Source organism: Streptomyces sp. NPDC127595, assembly GCF_042671685.1.
GTDB lineage: Bacteria > Actinomycetota > Actinomycetes > Streptomycetales > Streptomycetaceae > Streptomyces.
Genome location: NZ_JBHXWK010000013.1, coordinates 16408 through 33947 on the forward strand (window position 1 = coordinate 16408; position 17540 = coordinate 33947).

Consider the following 17540-nt stretch of genomic DNA (forward strand, 5'->3'; position numbering starts at 1 on the left):
GGAGCCGACTTGCCCTTCACTCTCAGCCATGCGGCGGCCGTACTGCCCGCCGTGCGCGCCGACGGAAGCGGCCGTGGCCGGCTGGTGCCGACGGTCCTGGTGGCCGGTTCGTTCGCTCCCGACATGACCTACTACGCGGCAAGTGTGCTGCCCGGAGCGATGGAGTTCGGCTCCTTCACCCACTCCTTCACCGGTGTCCTCACCTTCGACGTACTCGTCGCCTGGGCGCTCGCGGGCGCCTGGCTGGTGCTGCGCGAGCCGCTGGTGGCGCTGCTGCCGCGGGCCCGGCAGGGCCGGGCCGCGGGTCTGTTGCGCTGCGGGGCCGCACGGAGCCGGGTTCGGCCGTCGACGGTGTGGTGGTGGTACGCCTCGGCGGCGTTCGGCGCGCTGACGCATGTCGTGTGGGACGCGTTCACGCATCACGACCGGTGGGGCGTGGAGCTGTTGCCCGTTCTGGGGCGGGAGATGGCAGGCTCGCCGCTGTACTGGTATGCGCAGTACGGCAGTTCGGCGGTGGCGGCCGTAGCCATCGCACTCTTCGTGGTGGTCGCGGTACGGCGGACACCCTCGGGCGAGCCCGTGGGGGTGCCCGTGCTGTCCGGTTCCGACCGGTGGGCGGCCGGTGCGGTGATCGGGGGGTGCGCGCTGGTGGGCGCGGTGCAGCGGGCCTCGCAGTGGCTGGCCGACCGGGGCTCGGACGCGAAGGCCTGGGAGTGGATCCCGACACTGTGCTTCGGCGCGGGCGCCGGTCTCGTGCTCGGCCTCGCGCTGTACGCGGTCGGGGTCAGGGTGTGGCGTCCTGCTCCGGCTCGTCCCAGCCCGGCAGCGGTCCGTACGGAGCCGAGCCGTCCGGCTCCTCGCTGATCGCGTTCTCCGGGGTGGGCCCCTGCACCAGGCCGCGCTTATGGCGCAGGCCGCGGTGGACCGCCTGGGCGATGCGCTCGATGGTGCGCACTCCGTACGCCATCGTCGGGTTGTCGTGCGACAGGACGACGATGCGGTAGGTGCGGTGGGGGCCGGTGAACGCGCCGACACTGTGCACACGCCAGCCGTGCGTGGCGCGCGGCAGCCAGCCGTTCTTGACGTGGGCCTTGAGGCCGCTCGGCATGCCCGCGGGCACCCCCCAGCGCTGGTCGCGGCGGACCTGGCTGAGCAGTTTCAGACCGTAGGCGCGGCTCTTCAGGAACGAGCGGGAATTGGTGAGCACCGCCAGCAGCCGCATCTGGTCGGCCGCCGTGGTGCGGGTCAGGCCCCAGTAGCCGTTGGGACCGAGCGCGGTGCCTGTCGTCCCGGCGCGGGTCAGCAGGCGGCTCAGGCGGGCGTGGCCCAGGTCGGCCCACAGGCGTACGGCGGCGGTGTTGTCGGACCTGATGATCATCGGGCGCAGGTTGGTCTGTTCCCACTTGGTGAGTCTGCGCCCGAGCTCCTCCGCCCGGCGCAGCGCGCCCTCCATGATCACGACCTTGGCGACGCTCGCCGAGTCGTACTGCCGCGAGCTCGCGAGTGCGCAGGTCAGCCCGGTGTCGTCGTCGTGGACCGCCACGGAGACGGTGCCCTGGCGGGACGACAGCGCCGCCCGGATGTCGCGGGACATCCGGGCGGCGAGGTCGGGGTCACGGGCGGAGCGGCAGGCCGCGGGCACCTGGGCGGTGCTCGCGTGCGCGGCCACCGCGGGTATCGGCGCGAGGAGCGCCGAGACGACGGCCGTGGCTATGACCGTACGACGGTTGAGCATGCGTATACCCATGCCCGCATCCTTACGGGCGCCTCGGCCGCGAGGCCCCTTTGCGGGGGCCACGCGAGTGACGCCGACCGGGTCGGCGGGCCTCCCTCAGGGGTCCAGCACCGGCCCGTCCGCCGAATAGGCGGAGCGGGGCCGAGGAAGCGGGTGCGGTTCGGCAGCGCCCCCAAAGGGGCGCGGGGAACTGCGCGACCAGCCCCCACCGGCCCGCAGCGAACGAACTGCATACCGGGTCCGGTGCGATTCGCCCGCGTCCCAAAGGGGCGGGGGAACAGCACGCCAGCCCCCACCGGTCCGTGCTGAACGAACCCCGTACCAGCTCCGGTGCACCCCGTCCCAAAGGGACGGGGGCGACTTCGCGACCGACCTCCACCGAACGAACCGCAAACCCAGCGGAGCGCTAGTGCGCCGCCGATTCCCAGTCGTCCCCCGAGCCGATGGAGACGTCCAGCGGGGCCTGGAGCTGGACGGCGGACGCCATCTCGCGGCGGACCAGTTCCTCGGTCCTGGCGCGCTCACCGGGGGCGATCTCCAGGACGATTTCGTCGTGGACCTGGAGCAGCATGCGGGACTGAAGGCCGGCTTCCCGCAGGGCACGGTCCACGTTCAGCATGGCGATCTTGACGATGTCGGCGGCCGTGCCCTGGATGGGCGCGTTGAGAGCCATCCGCTCGGCCGTCTCGCGCCGCTGGCGGTTGTCGCTGTTGAGGTCGGGGAGGTGCCTGCGGCGGCCGAAGAGCGTCTCCGTGTAGCCCGTGGCACGGGCTTCGTCGACCGCGCGGCGCAGATAGTCGCGTACGCCGCCGAAACGCTCGAAGTACGTGTCCATCAGCCCGCGCGCCTCCCCCGCGTCGATGTTCAGCTGCTGGGAGAGACCGAAGGCCGACAGCCCGTACGCCAGGCCGTACGACATCGCCTTGATCTTGCGCCGCATCTCCGCGTCGACCCCGGACCGCTCCACGGAGAACACCTGCGAGGCGACTGTGGTGTGCAGGTCCTCGCCGGAGGTGAAGGCCTCCAACAGGCCCTCGTCCTCGGACAGGTGGGCCATCACGCGCAGTTCGATCTGGCTGTAGTCGGCGGTCATGAGCGACTCGAAGCCCTCGCCGACCACGAAGCCGCGGCGGATCGCACGGCCCTCGTCGGTGCGGACCGGGATGTTCTGGAGGTTCGGGTCCGTCGACGACAGGCGGCCCGTCGCGGCCACCGTCTGGTTGAAGGTGGTGTGGATACGGCCGTCCGCCGCGATCGTCTTGATCAGACCCTCGACCGTCGACCGGAGCCGCGCCTGCTCGCGGTGCCGGAGCATGATCACCGGCAGTTCGTGGTCGGTCTGCCCGGCCAGCCAGGCCAGGGCGTCCGCGTCCGTCGTGAAGCCCGTCTTCGTCTTCTTCGTCTTGGGCAGGTCGAGTTCGCCGAAGAAGACCTCCTGGAGCTGCTTGGGCGAGCCGAGGTTGAACACATGGCCCACGGAGGCGTGTGCCTCCTTCACCGCCTGCTGCACGGCGGCCCCGAACATCTGCTCCATGGCTTCGAGGTGGGTCCGGTCCGCGGCGATGCCGTGCCGCTCCAGGCGGGCCAGCAGCGCGGACGTCGGCAGCTCGATGTCGCGCAGCAGGCCGGCCGCGCCGACCTCCTCCAGCTTCTCGCCGAACGCCTCGCCCAGGTCGAGAATCGTGCGGGCCTGCACCATCAGCGCGTCGGCCTCGGCCTGGTCGTCGCTGCCGAAGGCGAGCTGCCCGTCGGCCGCCGCAGTGGGCCCCAGCTCCCGGCCGAGGTACTCCAGGGACAGTGCGTCAAGGGCGAAGGAGCGGCGCCCCGGCTTCACCAGGTAGGCGGCGAGCGCGGTGTCCATGGACACACCCTCGACGGTCCAGCCGTGCTCGGGGAAGACCCGCATCGCACCCTTGGCGTTGTGCATGACCTTGGGCTTCTCGGGGTCGGCGAGCCACTTCGCGAACGCGTTCTCGTCGGCCTCGTCCAGCTGTGCCGGGTCGAACCACGCGGCCTTGCCGCCGGCGGTCGCGAGCGCGACCTCGGCCACCGCGCCCGTGCCCAGCGCCCAGGAGTCGACCGTGGCCAGACCCAGGACCGCCCCGCCGTGCTCGGCCAGCCAGGGCTTCAGCTCGCCCGCGCCCAGCACCGTGCCGTCGAGTTCGACGCCCGCGGTGACCGGGTGAGTGTCCTCGGTCTCCTCCGCGCCCGGGTCGACGGCGAGGAGCCGCTCGCGCAGCGAGGGGTTGCGGATCTCCAGGGTGTCGAGAACCATCGCCACCGCCTTGCGGTCGTACGGGGCGCGCTCCAGCTCGGTGACCGTCCTGGGCAGCTCCACGTCCTTCACCATCTCGGTGAGACGGCGGTTGAGCTTCACCGCCTCCAGGTGGTCGCGGAGATTCTGCCCGGCCTTGCCCTTGACCTCGTCGACTCGCTCGACCAGCTCCGCGAACGAACCGAACTGGTTGATCCACTTCGCCGCCGTCTTCTCACCGACACCGGGGATGCCCGGCAGGTTGTCGGACGGGTCGCCGCGCAGCGCCGCGAAGTCGGGGTACTGCGCCGGCGTCAGCCCGTACTTCTCGAAGACCTTCTCCGGAGTGAAGCGGGTCAGTTCCGAGACACCCTTCGTCGGATACAGCACTGTCGTGTGCTCGGAGACGAGCTGGAAGGAGTCGCGGTCGCCGGTGACGATGAGCACGTCGAAACCCGCGGCCTCGGCCTGCGTGGCGAGCGTCGCGATGACGTCGTCCGCCTCGAAGCCGTCGACCGCGAACCGCTCCGCGTGCATCGCGTCGAGCAACTCGCCGATCAGCTCGACCTGCCCCTTGAACTCGTCCGGGGTCTTCGACCTGTTCGCCTTGTACTCGGTGAACTCCTCGGAGCGCCACGTCTTGCGGGAGACGTCGAACGCCACCGCGAAGTGCGTGGGCGCCTCGTCGCGCAGCGTGTTCGCCAGCATCGACGCGAAGCCGTAGATCGCGTTCGTCGGCTGGCCCGTCGCGGTGGTGAAGTTCTCCGCGGGCAGCGCGAAGAACGCGCGGTACGCCAGCGAGTGCCCGTCCATGAGCATCAGCCGCGGACGCGTCTCGCCGGAGGTGCTGTCGGTCTTCTTCGATGCTGTTTCTGCCACGACCCCGATCCTGCCACGCCCCACTGACAGTGAGAGCCCTCGCGGCCCGGCACGGTCGTTGTCGCCGCCCCGTGCGAGGATTCGGAAGGGTACGAGGGCCGGGGTCCGCGGCGGCGGCCGGCCCCGGAAATACGCAGCACACATGCACGCGAAGGGGTCCCCAGCGATGGCCAGCAAGCCGCCCAAGAGCGATCCGGTCCAGGACGCGCCGCAGGTAGCCGAGCCGAAGCACGCGGCAGCCGGGCTCCCCGCCGTCGGGCACACCCTGCGCATCGCCCAGCAGCAGATGGGCGTACGCCGCACCGCTCTCACCCTCCTGCGCGTCAACCAGAAGGACGGCTTCGACTGCCCGGGCTGCGCCTGGCCCGAGCCCGAGCACCGGCACGCGGCGGAGTTCTGTGAGAACGGCGCGAAGGCGGTCGCCGAGGAGGCCACCCTGCGCCGGGTCACCCCGGACTTCTTCGCCGCGCACACCGTGGCCGACCTCGCCGGCCGCAGCGGCTACTGGCTGGGCCAGCAGGGCCGCCTCACCCACCCCATGTACCTGGCCGAGGGCGCCGACCACTACGAACCGGTGCCCTGGGAGCGGGCCTTCGACATCGTCGCCGAGGAACTCGCCGCACTCGGCTCCCCCGACGAGGCCCTGTTCTACACCTCCGGACGCACCAGCAACGAAGCGGCCTTCCTCTACCAACTGTTCGCCCGCGAACTGGGCACGAACAACCTGCCGGACTGCTCCAACATGTGCCACGAGTCCTCGGGTTCCGCCCTCTCCGAGACCATCGGCATCGGCAAGGGCAGCGTCCTGCTGGAGGACCTCTACAGGGCGGACCTGATCATCGTCGCCGGGCAGAACCCCGGCACGAACCACCCCCGCATGCTCTCCGCGCTGGAGAAGGCCAAGGCGAACGGCGCGAAGATCATCACGGTCAACCCGCTGCCCGAGGCGGGACTCGAGCGCTTCAAGAACCCCCAGACCGCCCAGGGCATGCTCAAGGGCGCCGCCCTCACCGACCTGTTCCTGCAGATCCGCCTCGGCGGCGACCAGGCCCTCTTCCGCCTCCTCAACAAACTCGTTCTGGAGACCGAGGGCGCGGTCGACGAGGAGTTCATCGGCGAACACACCCACGGCTACGAGGACTTCGCCGCCGCCGCCCGCGCCGCCGACTGGGACGAGACCCTCACCGCGACCGGCCTCACCCGGGACAGGATCGACGAAGCCCTACGCCTGATCCTCGACTCCGAGCGCACCATCGTCTGCTGGGCCATGGGCCTCACCCAGCACAAGCACGCCGTGCCGACGATCCGCGAAGTCGTCAACTTCCTTCTGCTGCGCGGCAACATCGGCCGCCCCGGCGCGGGCGTCTGCCCGGTGCGCGGCCACTCGAACGTGCAGGGTGACCGCACGATGGGCATCTTCGAACGGCCCGCCCCCGCCTTCCTCGACGCTCTGGAGCGGGAGTTCGGGTTCGCTCCGCCGCGCAAGCACGGCTACGACGTCGTACGGGCCATCCGCGCACTGCGCGACGGCGACGCCAAGGTCTTCTTCGCGATGGGCGGCAACTTCGTGTCGGCATCCCCCGACACCGAGGTGACCGAGGCCGCCATGCGCCGCGCCCGCCTCACCGTCCACGTGTCGACGAAACTGAACCGCTCACACGCGGTCACCGGCGCGCGTGCCCTGATCCTGCCGACCCTCGGCCGTACCGAGCGCGATCTCCAGGGCAGCGGCGAGCAGTTCGTGACCGTCGAGGACTCCATGGGCATGGTGCACGCCTCACGCGGCCGCCTGGAACCCGCGAGCGAACACCTGCTGTCCGAGCCGGCCGTCGTCGCCCGCCTCGCACGCCGCGTCCTCGGCCATGAATCCCGTACGCCCTGGGAGGAGTTCGAGAAGGACTACGCGACCGTCCGTGACCGCATCGCGCGCGTGGTCCCCGGCTTCGACGACTTCAACGCGCGCGTGGCGCACCCTTCGGGCTTCGCGCTCCCACACGCCCCGCGCGACGAGCGCCGCTTCCCGACGGCCACCGGCAAGGCCAACTTCACGGCCGCGCCCGTCGAGTACCCAAAGCTCCCCGAGGGGCGCCTGCTGCTGCAGACCCTGCGTTCGCACGACCAGTACAACACCACGATCTACGGCCTGGACGACCGCTACCGGGGGATCAGGAACGGCCGCCGGGTGGTGCTCGTGAACCCGGAGGACGCCCGGGAGCTGAGCCTCGCGGACGGCTCGTACGTCGACCTCGTCGGCGAGTGGAAGGACGGCGTCGAGCGCCGCGCCCGCGGTTTCCGCGTCGTGCACTACCCCACCGCCCGCGGCTGCGCGGCCGCCTACTACCCGGAGACCAACGTCCTGGTCCCGCTGGACGCGACCGCGGACACCAGCAACACCCCTGCCAGCAAATCCGTCGTGGTACGTCTGGAACAATCGGGAACCGACTGAGCGTTTGCTCAGTGAGTCAGTGAGATCGATCCACCACACACTGATCCCAGCCATTGATCCACACAGTGATCCACGACGGACGGAGTCGGGCCCGATGGGCGAGCAGCGCACCGTGAAGTTCCCGCAAGAGGTCATCGACGAGTACGCGTCGCTCGGCGTCGACCTGCCCGCCCTCTTCTCGGCAGGCCACCTCGGCACCCGCATGGGCGTTCAGCTCATCGAGGCCTCCGCCGAGCGCGTCGTCGCCACGATGCCGGTGGAGGGCAACACCCAGCCCTACGGCCTCCTGCACGGCGGCGCCTCCGCCGTCCTCGCCGAGACCATCGGCTCCGTCGGCGCGATGCTGCACGGCGGCAGCTCCAAGATCGCCGTGGGCGTCGACCTGAACTGCACCCACCACCGCGGAGTGCGCTCCGGCCTGGTCACGGGCGTGGCCACCCCCGTACACCGGGGCAGGTCCTCGGCGACGTACGAGATCGTCATCACGGACGAGGCCGACAAGCGCGTCTGCACCGCCCGGCTGACCTGCATGCTCAAGGACGTCCCCACCGGCTGACCCGCACGCCCGAAGAGGCGCGTACGGCTGACCGCCGCGAGTCAGCCGTACGGCGCGCGACTCCTACGGCCGTCACGGAGCGGGCACCGCAAGACGGTCCCGGTCCGCGAGATACCGCCAGCGGCGGACCAGGGCGCGGGACACCAGGAAGACCAGTACGCCGTCGAGGGTGTGCCACAGGAAGTGCGTGCCCAGCGGGAACGCTCCGCAGATCTCCTCGTCGACCGTGCGAGCGGACAGCGCGACCGCGAACACCACGGCCGCCGCCGCGAACTGCCGCCACTGAGCGGCCCTGCCCGCCTCCCGCGACCCGCGCAACGTCACCGCCAGGCCCGTCATCAACAGCAGTACGGGCACATACATACCGGAGCGGTTGGGGATAAGGCCGCCGGCCAGCACACCGAACACGGCGGTGAAGACCACGAAACCGGCCACCCCGAGCACACACCGCCGCCACGCGAGGCCGTAGAACCAGCGCAGGAAGCACCCGAGGCAGAAGAGCACGAACAGGGTGATCGGCGCGACGTCCAGCATCTGGGACCACCGCGTCGCCAGCGTGTGGAAGGCGAAGCTGCCGATGCCGATGAGCGCCATGAACGGGGCCAGCATCGCGATGTCGACGGGCACAGGCCGGCAGGGCCCGATGCCGGCGGGCACCTGCCGGTAGGGCCTGAGGATGCGCCAGAGCGCGAACGCCGCCATGACGAAGGCCAGATTGCTGACCGCGTTGACGGGCTCGGCCCAGAAGGCCGCCGACCCGCGCTCGCAGTACTCGTCGAGGTGCTCGCTCCAGTTCACGGTCCCCCATCCTGGCCGGTCCCCATCCGTTGATCCCCGGCACCCGGCGGCTTAGCGTCAACCTATGCGAACCGCGGGAACCCCCTTGACGAGGACGGCGCTCGCGTTCGGCCTGACACTCCTGACCGGCGGCCTCCTGGTCACCGGCTGCGCGGAAACCGGAGCGACGGCACGTGAAACACCGGCCTCCGCCACCCCGTCACCGTCTTCCACGCCACCCGAGGACCTGTGCACGCAGCTCGTCGCGCACTGGTCCCGAGAGGCACTGGACCAGGACACCTACGGGGACTACCAGTCGATGGGCCTGTCCAACGGGCAGTACGAGATCCTGATGAAGGTCGTCGACGCCGCGCGGGCCGAGGAAAAACGCCAGGGCACCGAAGCAGCCGAGCAGTTGATCGACCGTCAGGCACGCGAACTGTGCGAGCAGCGCTATCGCGACGGCTCCCCGAGCGGAGGTCCCTGGCAGTGAGCGGCATCGGTCCCGTCGAGCCGGGCGAGGGCACCCACGCACAGGACACCCTTCTGCCTGCCAAGATTCCGCGGGGCCCGCTCACTCACTGGTACGACCGGCACCGCCGCGCCGCACTCGCCACCGCCACGTCCGTCGCCGTCCTCGTCGTCGGCGGCTCTCTCTACGCCACCCGTCCCCGGCAACCGCCGCCGCCCGCCCCGCCGTACCCCTCCCAGGTGACCGACGTCGCCTACGCCGGCCGTACGGACCCACCCGCGGACGGGTCGAGCGGGGCATTCACCTTCGCCGTGGAAGTCACCGTGCGTTCCGGCCCGCCCGTCACCGTGACGCGGATCGGACAGCCCTCCGCCGGCCTCTCCCTCACCTCCGCACCACGCCCACCGTTCCGCACAGGGACGGGATTTCCACACCGGATCACGATCACCGTGCACGTCGGTGAATGCGCAAAAGTGCCCCGGAACGCCGGACTCCCTTTCCTCGATGTAACTCTACGTAATACGCAGGTAATACAAGTGCACAGCTACATCCTTGGTGAGCGATACGCCCATGACCTCTCAGAAGCCCTCCAAGTAGCCTGCGGCAACAATTCCGGGTCATCACCAAAGTCCTAGAACACTCCTGAACGCACCCCTCCGAGTCCTGCGCGTTCTCAACATGCGGACAGGGCGAATCAGCCTGAATTCCACGGTTCCACCCACTCAGTACCGCTCTGCATTACCTCGTGTCATAACAAGAGCGTCACAGCCTTCCCCAGACCCTCCTCGATGTTCCCCGCACCCGCTTAGAGTCACGCCCAGTCACCGCTCCAAGGATTCGAAACTATTTCGGCTCAGCGCAGCGCTCGACTCGGCGCCTTCCATGGGGGAGGGCCGCGCCAGGGAAAGGACTGACCGTGCGTCAACGTTCGTTCATCGCCATCACCGCCGCGCTGGCGGCGGGAGCACTCACCCTTACCGCCTGCGGCTCACGCGACGACGACGGCGGCTCGAGCTCCGACAGTGGCACCACCGTCACCATCGGTATCGACGCCCCGCTGACCGGCGACCTGTCCGCTCTGGGCCTGGGCATCAAGAACTCCGTGGACCTCGCCACCAAGCAGGCCAACGAGCAGAAGTACGTCGACGGCGTCACCTTCAAGATCGAAGCCCTCGACGACCAGGCACAGCCCTCCTCGGGCCAGCAGAACGCCACCAAGCTCGTCGCCGACGACGCCGTCCTCGGCGTGGTCGGCCCGCTGAACTCCTCCGTCGCGGAGTCCATGCAGAAGGTCTTCGACGACGCCAAGCTCGTCGAGGTCTCCCCCGCCAACACCAACCCGGCCCTCACCCAGGGCACGGACTGGAACACCGGCACCAAGACCCGCCCGTACAAGTCGTACTTCCGCACCGCGACCACGGACGCCATCCAGGGCCCCTTCGCCGCGCAGTACGTCTACAACGACTCCAAGAAGAAGAAGGTCTTCGTCATCGACGACAAGAAGACCTACGGCGCCGGCCTGGCCGCCACCTTCACCGAGGAGTTCAAGAAGCTCGGCGGCACCGTGGCCGGCACCCAGCACATCGACCCGGACACCAAGGACTTCTCCGCCATCGCCACCCAGGTGAAGAGCTCCGGCGCGGACGTCGTCTACTACGGCGGCGAGTACCCGCAGGCAGGCCCGCTCAGCAAGCAGATCAAGGCCGCGGGCGCCGAGATCCCCGTCGTCGGCGGTGACGGCATCTACAGCGCCGACTTCATCAAGCTGGCCGGCGCCACCGCCACCGGCGACCTCGCCACCTCCGTCGGCGCACCGGTCGAGGACCTCCCCTCCGCCAAGGAGTTCGTCGCCAACTACAAGGCGGCCGGCTACAAGGAGGCCTACGAGGCGTACGGCGGCTACTCCTACGACTCCGCCTGGGCGATCATCGAAGCCGTGAAGAAGGTCGTCGACGACAACGACGGCAAGCTCCCGGACGACGCCCGCGCCCAGGTCACCGCGGCCATGCAGAACGTCTCCTTCGACGGCGTGACCGGCAAGGTCTCCTTCGACGAATACGGTGACGCGACCAACAAGCAGCTCACCGTCTACGCGGTCGAGAACGGTGCCTGGAAGCCCGTGAAGTCCGGTACCTACACAGGCTGACCCTCCACCCGCACCACCCACGAGCCGCGCGGGGCGCTGCACCACAGGCGCCCCGCGCGGACTCGCATCCGGCCCCCACTCGTCGAACATCCGACGTCCGAACGTCTCGGAGGACATGCGGTGAACGAACTGCCGCAGCAGCTGGTCAACGGCCTGCTACTGGGATCCATGTACGGGCTCGTCGCCATCGGCTACACAATGGTCTACGGCATCGTCCAGCTCATCAACTTCGCCCACGGCGAGATCTTCATGACCGGGGCCTTCGGCGCCCTCACGGTCTACCTGTACATCCTGCCCGACGGCACCACCATGTGGGTCGCCCTGCCCCTCATGCTCATCGGCGCCATCGTGGTCTCCACCACCGTCGCCGTAGGAGCGGAACGGTTCGCCTACCGCCCGCTGCGCACCGCGCCACGCCTCGCCCCCCTCATCACCGCCATCGGCCTCTCCCTCGCCCTCCAGCAGGCGGTATGGGCCTGGTACCCGGACGCCAAGTCCGCCATCATCTTCCCGAGCATCCCCGGCGGCCCCTTCAAGATCGGCAGCGTCACCATCCAGACCGGCGACATCTTCCTCTTCGTCGCCGCCCCCATCAGCATGGCGATCCTCGCCTACTTCGTGATGAAGACCCGCACCGGACGCGGCATGCAGGCCACCGCCCAGGACCCGGACACCGCCAAGCTCATGGGCATCAACACCGACCGCATCATCGTGGTCGCCTTCGCCCTCGGCGCCGCCTTCGCCGCCATCGGCGGTGTGGCCTACGGATTCAAGTACGGCGAGATCAACTTCCGCATGGGCTTCCTCCTCGGCCTCAAGGCCTTCACCGCCGCCGTCCTCGGCGGCATCGGCAACATCTACGGAGCCATGATCGGCGGCCTCGTCCTCGGCCTCGCCGAAACCCTGGCCACCGCCTACATCGCCGACGTCCCCGGCATGTCGCAGCTCGGCGGCCAGTCCTGGGCCAACGTCTGGGCCTTCGTACTCCTCATCCTCGTACTCCTGTTCAGGCCACAGGGCCTGCTCGGTGAGCGCGTGGCGGACAGGGCGTGACACCGATGACCACACAGACCACCGCACCCGAGACGCCCAGCACCCCGAACCCGGGAACGCCCACGGGCCTCGTCGCCATCCCCCCCACCATCGGCCGCGCGCTCGCCACCGGCGGCGGCGCCCTCACCGTCGTCTCCGCCTTCCTCGCCTGGACCTGGACCGCCGACTTCCCCGGCGACCTCACCGTCTACGGCTACCCGGGCGGCCTCCAGGTCCTCGTCCTCATCGGCGGCGCCCTCACCACCCTCTTCGGCCTCGCCTCCTACGGCATCAAGGGCCTGGGCTGGCTGGTACCCGCAGGCGCCTCCAGCGCCCTCAAGCTCGCCGCACTCGGCGCCTTCCTCACCGCCTGGTTCACGGTCATCGCGATCACCGTCCAGCTCGGCGGCGTCGTCAACCTCGAACCCGGCGGCTACATCGTCGCCGTCGCCACCCTCGCCGCCCTCCTCGGCGCACTCTCCCTGCCGTTCCAGCGGCCGGAACCCGACATCGCCGACCCCGAGGACACCCCCCGCGAACGGCTCCTCCTCGACGTACGCAACAACGTCAGCGTCATCAAGGCCGCCTTCGCCTCCGGCACCCCCACCCCGGCCCGCAAGCTGCCCGCGTACGCCGAGATCCTCATCATCGTCGCGGTACTCGCCCTCGGCCTGGTCGTCTTCACCTACGGCATCGGCACCGAATACGACGAACTCTTCGTCGGCTTCCTCATCATCACCGGCTGCAGCTTCGCCGCCGCCGCCAAGGCCGGCCTCGTCAACAGGATCTCCACCCTCACCGCCAAGCACCGCAACGTGACGATGCTCGGCGCCTTCCTCGCCGCCGCCGCCTTCCCCTTCACCCAGTCCGACGACCAGTACGCGACCATCGGCGTCTACATCCTGATCTTCGCCACCGTCGCCCTCGGCCTCAACATCGTCGTCGGCCTCGCCGGCCTCCTCGACCTCGGATACGTCGCCTTCCTCGGCGTCGGCGCCTACACCGCGGCCATGGTCTCCGGCTCGCCGTCCTCGCCGTTCGACGTCCACTTCCCGTTCTGGGCCGCCGCCCTCCTCGGAGCCGCCGTCGCCATGGTCTTCGGCGTCCTCATCGGCGCCCCCACCCTGCGACTCCGCGGCGACTACCTCGCCATCGTCACCCTCGGCTTCGGTGAGATCTTCCGCATCGGCGTCCTCAACATGGACGGCACCTCGGGCCCCGACATCACCAACGGCTCCAACGGCATCGCGTCGATCCCGAACCTCAACATCCTCGGCTTCGACTTCGGCGCCGAACACACCTTCGCCGGATTCACCATCGCGCGATTCGCCAACTACTTCCTGCTGATGCTCCTCATCACGCTCATCGTCGTGGTCGTCTTCCGGCGCAGCGGCGACTCCCGCATCGGCCGCGCCTGGGTAGCCATCCGCGAAGACGAGACCGCCGCCCTCGCCATGGGCATCAACGGCTTCCGCGTCAAACTCATCGCCTTCGCCCTCGGCGCCACCCTCGCCGGACTCGCCGGCACCGTCCAGGCACACGTCACCTACACCGTGACCCCCGAGCAGTACACCTTCGCCAACGTCGTCCCCCCCAACTCGGCGTTCCTGCTCGCGGCAGTCGTCCTCGGCGGCATGGGCACCATCAGCGGACCCCTCGTCGGCGCCGCACTGCTCTACCTCATCCCGGCCAAGCTCCAGTTCCTCGACGACTACCAGCTCCTCGCCTTCGGCCTCGCGCTCGTCCTGCTGATGCGCTTCCGCCCGGAGGGCCTCATCCCCAACCGGCGCCGCCAGCTCGAATTCCACGAAGAGGCCGAAGCGCCCACAGTCCTCAGCAAGGCAGGGGCCTGACCACCATGACAACCGACACCACCACCAAAGACGCCCCCTCCGGCGCCAACGCCCCCGGCGAAGTCGTACTCGACGCCCGCGGCGTCACCATGCGCTTCGGCGGCCTCACCGCCGTACGCAACGTCGACCTCACCGTCAACAGCGGCGAAATCGTCGGACTGATCGGCCCCAACGGCGCCGGCAAGACGACCTTCTTCAACTGCCTCACCGGCCTCTACATCCCCACCGAGGGAGAGGTCCGCTACAAAGGCACCCTCCTCCCGCCCAAATCCTTCAAGGTCACCGCCGCCGGCGTCGCCCGCACCTTCCAGAACATCCGTCTCTTCGCCAACATGACGGTCCTGGAAAACGTCCTCGTCGGCCGCCACACCCGCACCAAGGAAGGCCTCTGGTCGGCCCTCCTGCGCGGCCCCGGCTTCAAGAAGGCCGAGAAGGCCTCCGAAGAACGCGCCATGGAACTCCTGGAGTTCATCGGCCTCGCCGCCAAGCGCGACCACCTCGCCAGGAACCTCCCCTACGGCGAACAGCGCAAGCTGGAGATCGCACGAGCCCTCGCCAGCGAGCCCGGCCTCCTGCTCCTCGACGAGCCCACCGCAGGCATGAACCCCCAGGAGACCCGGGCCACCGAGGAACTCGTCTTCGCCATCCGGGACATGGGCATCGCCATCCTCGTCATCGAGCACGACATGCGGTTCATCTTCAACCTCTGCGACCGCGTCGCCGTCCTCGTCCAAGGCGAAAAACTCGTCGAAGGCGACAGCGCCACCGTCCAGGGCGACGAACGCGTCATCGCCGCCTACCTCGGCGAACCCTTCGAAGACGCCCCCGGCGACGAAGAAATCGCCGAAGTCGAAGCCGCCGAGGCAAACGCCGACACCACGAAGGACGCCTCGCCCGGCAAGGAGACCGACCGATGACCGCACTGCTCGAAGTCGAGGACCTCCGAGTCGCCTACGGCAAAATCGAAGCCGTCAAAGGCATCTCCTTCAAGGTCGAAGCCGGCGAGGTGGTCACCCTCATCGGCACCAACGGCGCCGGCAAAACCACCACCCTGCGCACCCTCTCCGGCCTCCTCAAGCCCGTCGGCGGCCAGATCAAGTTCCAGGGCAAGTCACTGAAGAAGACCCCCGCCCACCAGATCGTCTCGCTGGGACTCGCCCACTCCCCCGAGGGCCGGCACATCTTCCCCCGCATGACCATCGAGGACAACCTGCGACTCGGCGCCTTCCTCCGCGACGACAAGCAGGCCATCGAGAAGGACATCCAGCGCGCCTACGACCTCTTCCCCATCCTCGGAGAACGCAGGAAGCAGGCCGCGGGAACCCTCTCCGGCGGTGAGCAGCAGATGCTCGCCATGGGCCGGGCCCTCATGTCCCAGCCCAAACTCCTCATGCTCGACGAACCCTCCATGGGCCTCTCGCCGATCATGATGCAGAAGATCATGTCCACCATCGCCGAACTCAAGTCCCAGGGCACGACGATCCTCCTCGTCGAACAGAACGCCCAAGCAGCACTCTCCCTCGCGGACCACGGCCACGTCATGGAGGTCGGCAGCATCGTCCTCTCCGGCGCGGGACAGGACCTCCTGCACGACGAGTCCGTCCGGAAGGCATACCTGGGCGAGGACTGACACTCCTGCGCGCATACGAGAAGGCCCGCATCCCTGTCGTCAGGGGTGCGGGCCTCTTCCGTCCTACGGGTCGGGCTAGCCCTTCGCGGACTTCTTCTCCTCGGCGTCCTGAATAACCGCCTCAGCAACCTGCTGCATCGACATCCGCCGGTCCATCGACGTCTTCTGAATCCACCGGAACGCCGCCGGCTCCGTCAGCCCGTACTGCGTCTGCAGAACCGACTTCGCCCGGTCCACCAGCTTCCGCGTCTCCAGCCGCTGACTGAGGTCCGCGACCTCCCGCTCCAGCTGCTTCAGCTCCGTGAACCGCGACACCGCCATCTCGATCGCGGGCACCACGTCACTCTTACTGAAGGGCTTCACGAGGTACGCCATCGCGCCGGCGTCACGAGCCCGCTCGACCAGGTCGCGCTGCGAGAACGCCGTCAGCATCAGCACGGGGGCGATGCCCTCCTCGGCGATCTTCTCGGCGGCGGAGATCCCATCGAGCTTGGGCATCTTCACGTCGAGGATCACCAGGTCGGGCTTGTGCTCCCTGGCCAGCTCGACGGCCTGCTCACCGTCGCCCGCCTCGCCCACGACGCTGTAGCCCTCTTCCTCCAGCATCTCTTTGAGGTCGAGACGAATCAGCGCCTCGTCCTCGGCGATGACGACACGGGTCGTCAGCGGAGGCACGTGCGACTTGTCGTCGTCGGGCGCGTCTACGGGCTGGGGCGACTCGGGGGCGGTCACGGGGGCTCCTCGTTCGGGCGGGGTACTGCCTACAAGAGCCTACCTAGCTGCGGTAGGGTGGTGCCCCGAGGGGTTGCACTTCTCCTTCCTTTCTAAGGCCCCAGTACTCCAACTGGTTAGAGAGGCCGCTCTCAAACAGCGGACAGTGTGGGTTCGAATCCCACCTGGGGCACTTTTCCTTACATTCCAAGGTCGCCACCCAGAAGCGGATGTTCCCGTTCTCGTGAACATCCGCCTTTTGCTGCGCACCGCGACGATCAGTCGCGCAGGGTGGCCACATGTACGACGTGGGCACCCGTAAGCGAGCACTCGCGCTGGTCGACCAGGGACGCAGCCTGAACTCCGTCAGCAAAGAGACAGGCATCTCACGCGCCGCGATCCGCTCCTGGCAGGAACGAGTTGAGCCGCTGCCTCGGATGGCCGCTCCCGACCCCAGACCAGTTGCGAATCAGAGTGCGTACGCCTACTTGCTGGGGCTCTATCTCGGCGACGGCTGCATCAGCCCTCACCCGCGTGGCACCGGCTATTACCTGAGGATCGCCTGTGCCGATGCGTGGCCCGGGCTCATCCAGCAATGCCGCGAGGCCATCACAAGCGTCTCCCCCGGAGTCGGCGTCTACACCCTCCAGAAGCAGGGCTGCGTCATGATCACCAGCTACGGCCGACACTGGCCCTGCCTCTTCCCCCAGCACGGCCCCGGCAAGAAGCACGACCGCCACATCGTCCTCGAACCCTGGCAGCGGGACATCATCGATGCCCACCCCTGGGAGTTCATCCGAGGCCTCATCCACTCCGACGGCTGCCGCATCACCAATTGGACGACTCGCCTCGTTGCCGGCGAACCCAAGCGCTACGAGTACCCCCGGTACTTCTTCACCAACAAGTCGCCCGACATCATCCGCCTCTACACGAACACCCTCGACACACTCGGCGTCGACTGGAAGCAGGCGAACTCACAGAACATCTCCGTAGCCCGCCGCGCCTCCGTCGCCCTCATGGACACCCACGTAGGCCCCAAATACTGACTA

General features: G+C 68.8%; 14 protein-coding genes and 1 tRNA gene. 11 read left to right on the forward strand and 4 right to left on the reverse strand.

Annotated features, from left to right (window positions below):
- The first annotated feature begins 9 nt into the window (after window positions 1-9).
- Window positions 10-864, forward strand: a complete 855-nt coding sequence (locus ACFVKT_RS32835) for a DUF4184 family protein (protein ID WP_385738331.1) — start codon at window positions 10-12, stop codon at window positions 862-864.
- On the opposite strand, the gene ACFVKT_RS32840 is transcribed toward ACFVKT_RS32835, so the two are convergent.
- Complete coding sequence (locus ACFVKT_RS32840) at window positions 785-1747, reverse strand: serine hydrolase (RefSeq protein ID WP_385738333.1); 963 nt, start codon at window positions 1745-1747, stop codon at window positions 785-787. The genes ACFVKT_RS32835 and ACFVKT_RS32840 overlap by 80 nt on opposite strands.
- Before the next feature lie 394 nt (window positions 1748-2141).
- Entirely contained in the window at window positions 2142-4868 is a 2727-nt protein-coding gene (gene polA / locus ACFVKT_RS32845; protein ID WP_385738335.1) for a DNA polymerase I, read from the reverse strand.
- 166 nt (window positions 4869-5034) lie between these two features.
- Between polA and ACFVKT_RS32850 the strand changes: the two genes are divergently transcribed.
- Together ACFVKT_RS32850 and ACFVKT_RS32855 are read left to right on the forward strand one after the other, a co-directional pair.
- Window positions 5035-7314, forward strand: coding sequence for an FdhF/YdeP family oxidoreductase (locus ACFVKT_RS32850; RefSeq protein WP_385738337.1), 2280 nt, complete (start codon window positions 5035-5037; stop codon window positions 7312-7314).
- Window positions 7315-7408: 94 nt separating this feature from the next.
- Complete coding sequence (locus ACFVKT_RS32855) at window positions 7409-7870, forward strand: hotdog fold thioesterase (RefSeq protein ID WP_385738339.1); 462 nt, start codon at window positions 7409-7411, stop codon at window positions 7868-7870.
- Between the two features lie 72 nt (window positions 7871-7942).
- On the opposite strand, the gene ACFVKT_RS32860 is transcribed toward ACFVKT_RS32855, so the two are convergent.
- On the reverse strand, window positions 7943-8668 hold the full coding sequence (locus ACFVKT_RS32860) for a ceramidase domain-containing protein (RefSeq protein WP_385738340.1): 726 nt from the start codon (window positions 8666-8668) through the stop codon (window positions 7943-7945).
- 64 nt (window positions 8669-8732) lie between these two features.
- On the opposite strand from ACFVKT_RS32860, the gene ACFVKT_RS32865 reads away from it, so the two are divergent.
- The 6 genes from ACFVKT_RS32865 (at window position 8733) to ACFVKT_RS32890 (ending at window position 15780) form a co-directional block, all read left to right on the forward strand.
- Window positions 8733-9140, forward strand: coding sequence for a hypothetical protein (locus ACFVKT_RS32865; RefSeq protein ID WP_385738342.1), 408 nt, complete (start codon window positions 8733-8735; stop codon window positions 9138-9140).
- An 895-nt stretch (window positions 9141-10035) separates the two neighbouring features.
- The gene (locus ACFVKT_RS32870; RefSeq protein ID WP_385738344.1) at window positions 10036-11265 is read left to right on the forward strand and encodes a branched-chain amino acid ABC transporter substrate-binding protein; all 1230 of its coding nucleotides are present in this window, start codon (window positions 10036-10038) and stop codon (window positions 11263-11265) included.
- A 120-nt stretch (window positions 11266-11385) separates the two neighbouring features.
- The gene (locus ACFVKT_RS32875) at window positions 11386-12318 is read left to right on the forward strand and encodes a branched-chain amino acid ABC transporter permease (protein WP_385738346.1); all 933 of its coding nucleotides are present in this window, start codon (window positions 11386-11388) and stop codon (window positions 12316-12318) included.
- Window positions 12319-12323: 5 nt separating this feature from the next.
- On the forward strand, window positions 12324-14150 hold the full coding sequence (locus ACFVKT_RS32880; protein ID WP_385738348.1) for a branched-chain amino acid ABC transporter permease: 1827 nt from the start codon (window positions 12324-12326) through the stop codon (window positions 14148-14150).
- Window positions 14151-14155: 5 nt separating this feature from the next.
- Window positions 14156-15067 carry an ABC transporter ATP-binding protein gene (locus tag ACFVKT_RS32885; protein WP_385738350.1) on the forward strand — a complete coding sequence of 304 codons (912 nt, stop codon included), beginning with the start codon at window positions 14156-14158 and terminating at the stop codon, window positions 15065-15067.
- Window positions 15064-15780, forward strand: a complete 717-nt coding sequence (locus ACFVKT_RS32890) for an ABC transporter ATP-binding protein (RefSeq protein WP_385738352.1) — start codon at window positions 15064-15066, stop codon at window positions 15778-15780. The genes ACFVKT_RS32885 and ACFVKT_RS32890 overlap by 4 nt, the downstream gene beginning before the upstream one ends.
- Window positions 15781-15855: 75 nt before the next feature.
- On the opposite strand, the gene ACFVKT_RS32895 is transcribed toward ACFVKT_RS32890, so the two are convergent.
- Entirely contained in the window at window positions 15856-16512 is a 657-nt protein-coding gene (locus ACFVKT_RS32895; RefSeq protein ID WP_385738354.1) for an ANTAR domain-containing response regulator, read from the reverse strand.
- A 97-nt stretch (window positions 16513-16609) separates the two neighbouring features.
- Here ACFVKT_RS32895 and ACFVKT_RS32900 point away from each other — a divergent pair.
- Together ACFVKT_RS32900 and ACFVKT_RS32905 are read left to right on the forward strand one after the other, a co-directional pair.
- Window positions 16610-16684: transfer RNA gene (locus ACFVKT_RS32900), tRNA-Leu, on the forward strand.
- Window positions 16685-16790: 106 nt separating this feature from the next.
- Window positions 16791-17537 carry a helix-turn-helix domain-containing protein gene (locus ACFVKT_RS32905; protein WP_385738356.1) on the forward strand — a complete coding sequence of 249 codons (747 nt, stop codon included), beginning with the start codon at window positions 16791-16793 and terminating at the stop codon, window positions 17535-17537.
- Window positions 17538-17540: the final 3 nt, after the last annotated feature.

Coding starts and splice junctions, on each gene's coding strand:
- ACFVKT_RS32840 (WP_385738333.1), bottom strand. CDS start 1,747: ATGGGTATACGCATGCTCAACCGTCGTACGGTCATAGCCACGGCCGTC.
- ACFVKT_RS32850 (WP_385738337.1), top strand. CDS start 5,035: ATGGCCAGCAAGCCGCCCAAGAGCGATCCGGTCCAGGACGCGCCGCAG.
- ACFVKT_RS32855 (WP_385738339.1), top strand. CDS start 7,409: ATGGGCGAGCAGCGCACCGTGAAGTTCCCGCAAGAGGTCATCGACGAG.
- ACFVKT_RS32865 (WP_385738342.1), top strand. CDS start 8,733: ATGCGAACCGCGGGAACCCCCTTGACGAGGACGGCGCTCGCGTTCGGC.
- ACFVKT_RS32880 (WP_385738348.1), top strand. CDS start 12,324: ATGACCACACAGACCACCGCACCCGAGACGCCCAGCACCCCGAACCCG.
- ACFVKT_RS32885 (WP_385738350.1), top strand. CDS start 14,156: ATGACAACCGACACCACCACCAAAGACGCCCCCTCCGGCGCCAACGCC.
- ACFVKT_RS32890 (WP_385738352.1), top strand. CDS start 15,064: ATGACCGCACTGCTCGAAGTCGAGGACCTCCGAGTCGCCTACGGCAAA.
- ACFVKT_RS32905 (WP_385738356.1), top strand. CDS start 16,791: ATGTACGACGTGGGCACCCGTAAGCGAGCACTCGCGCTGGTCGACCAG.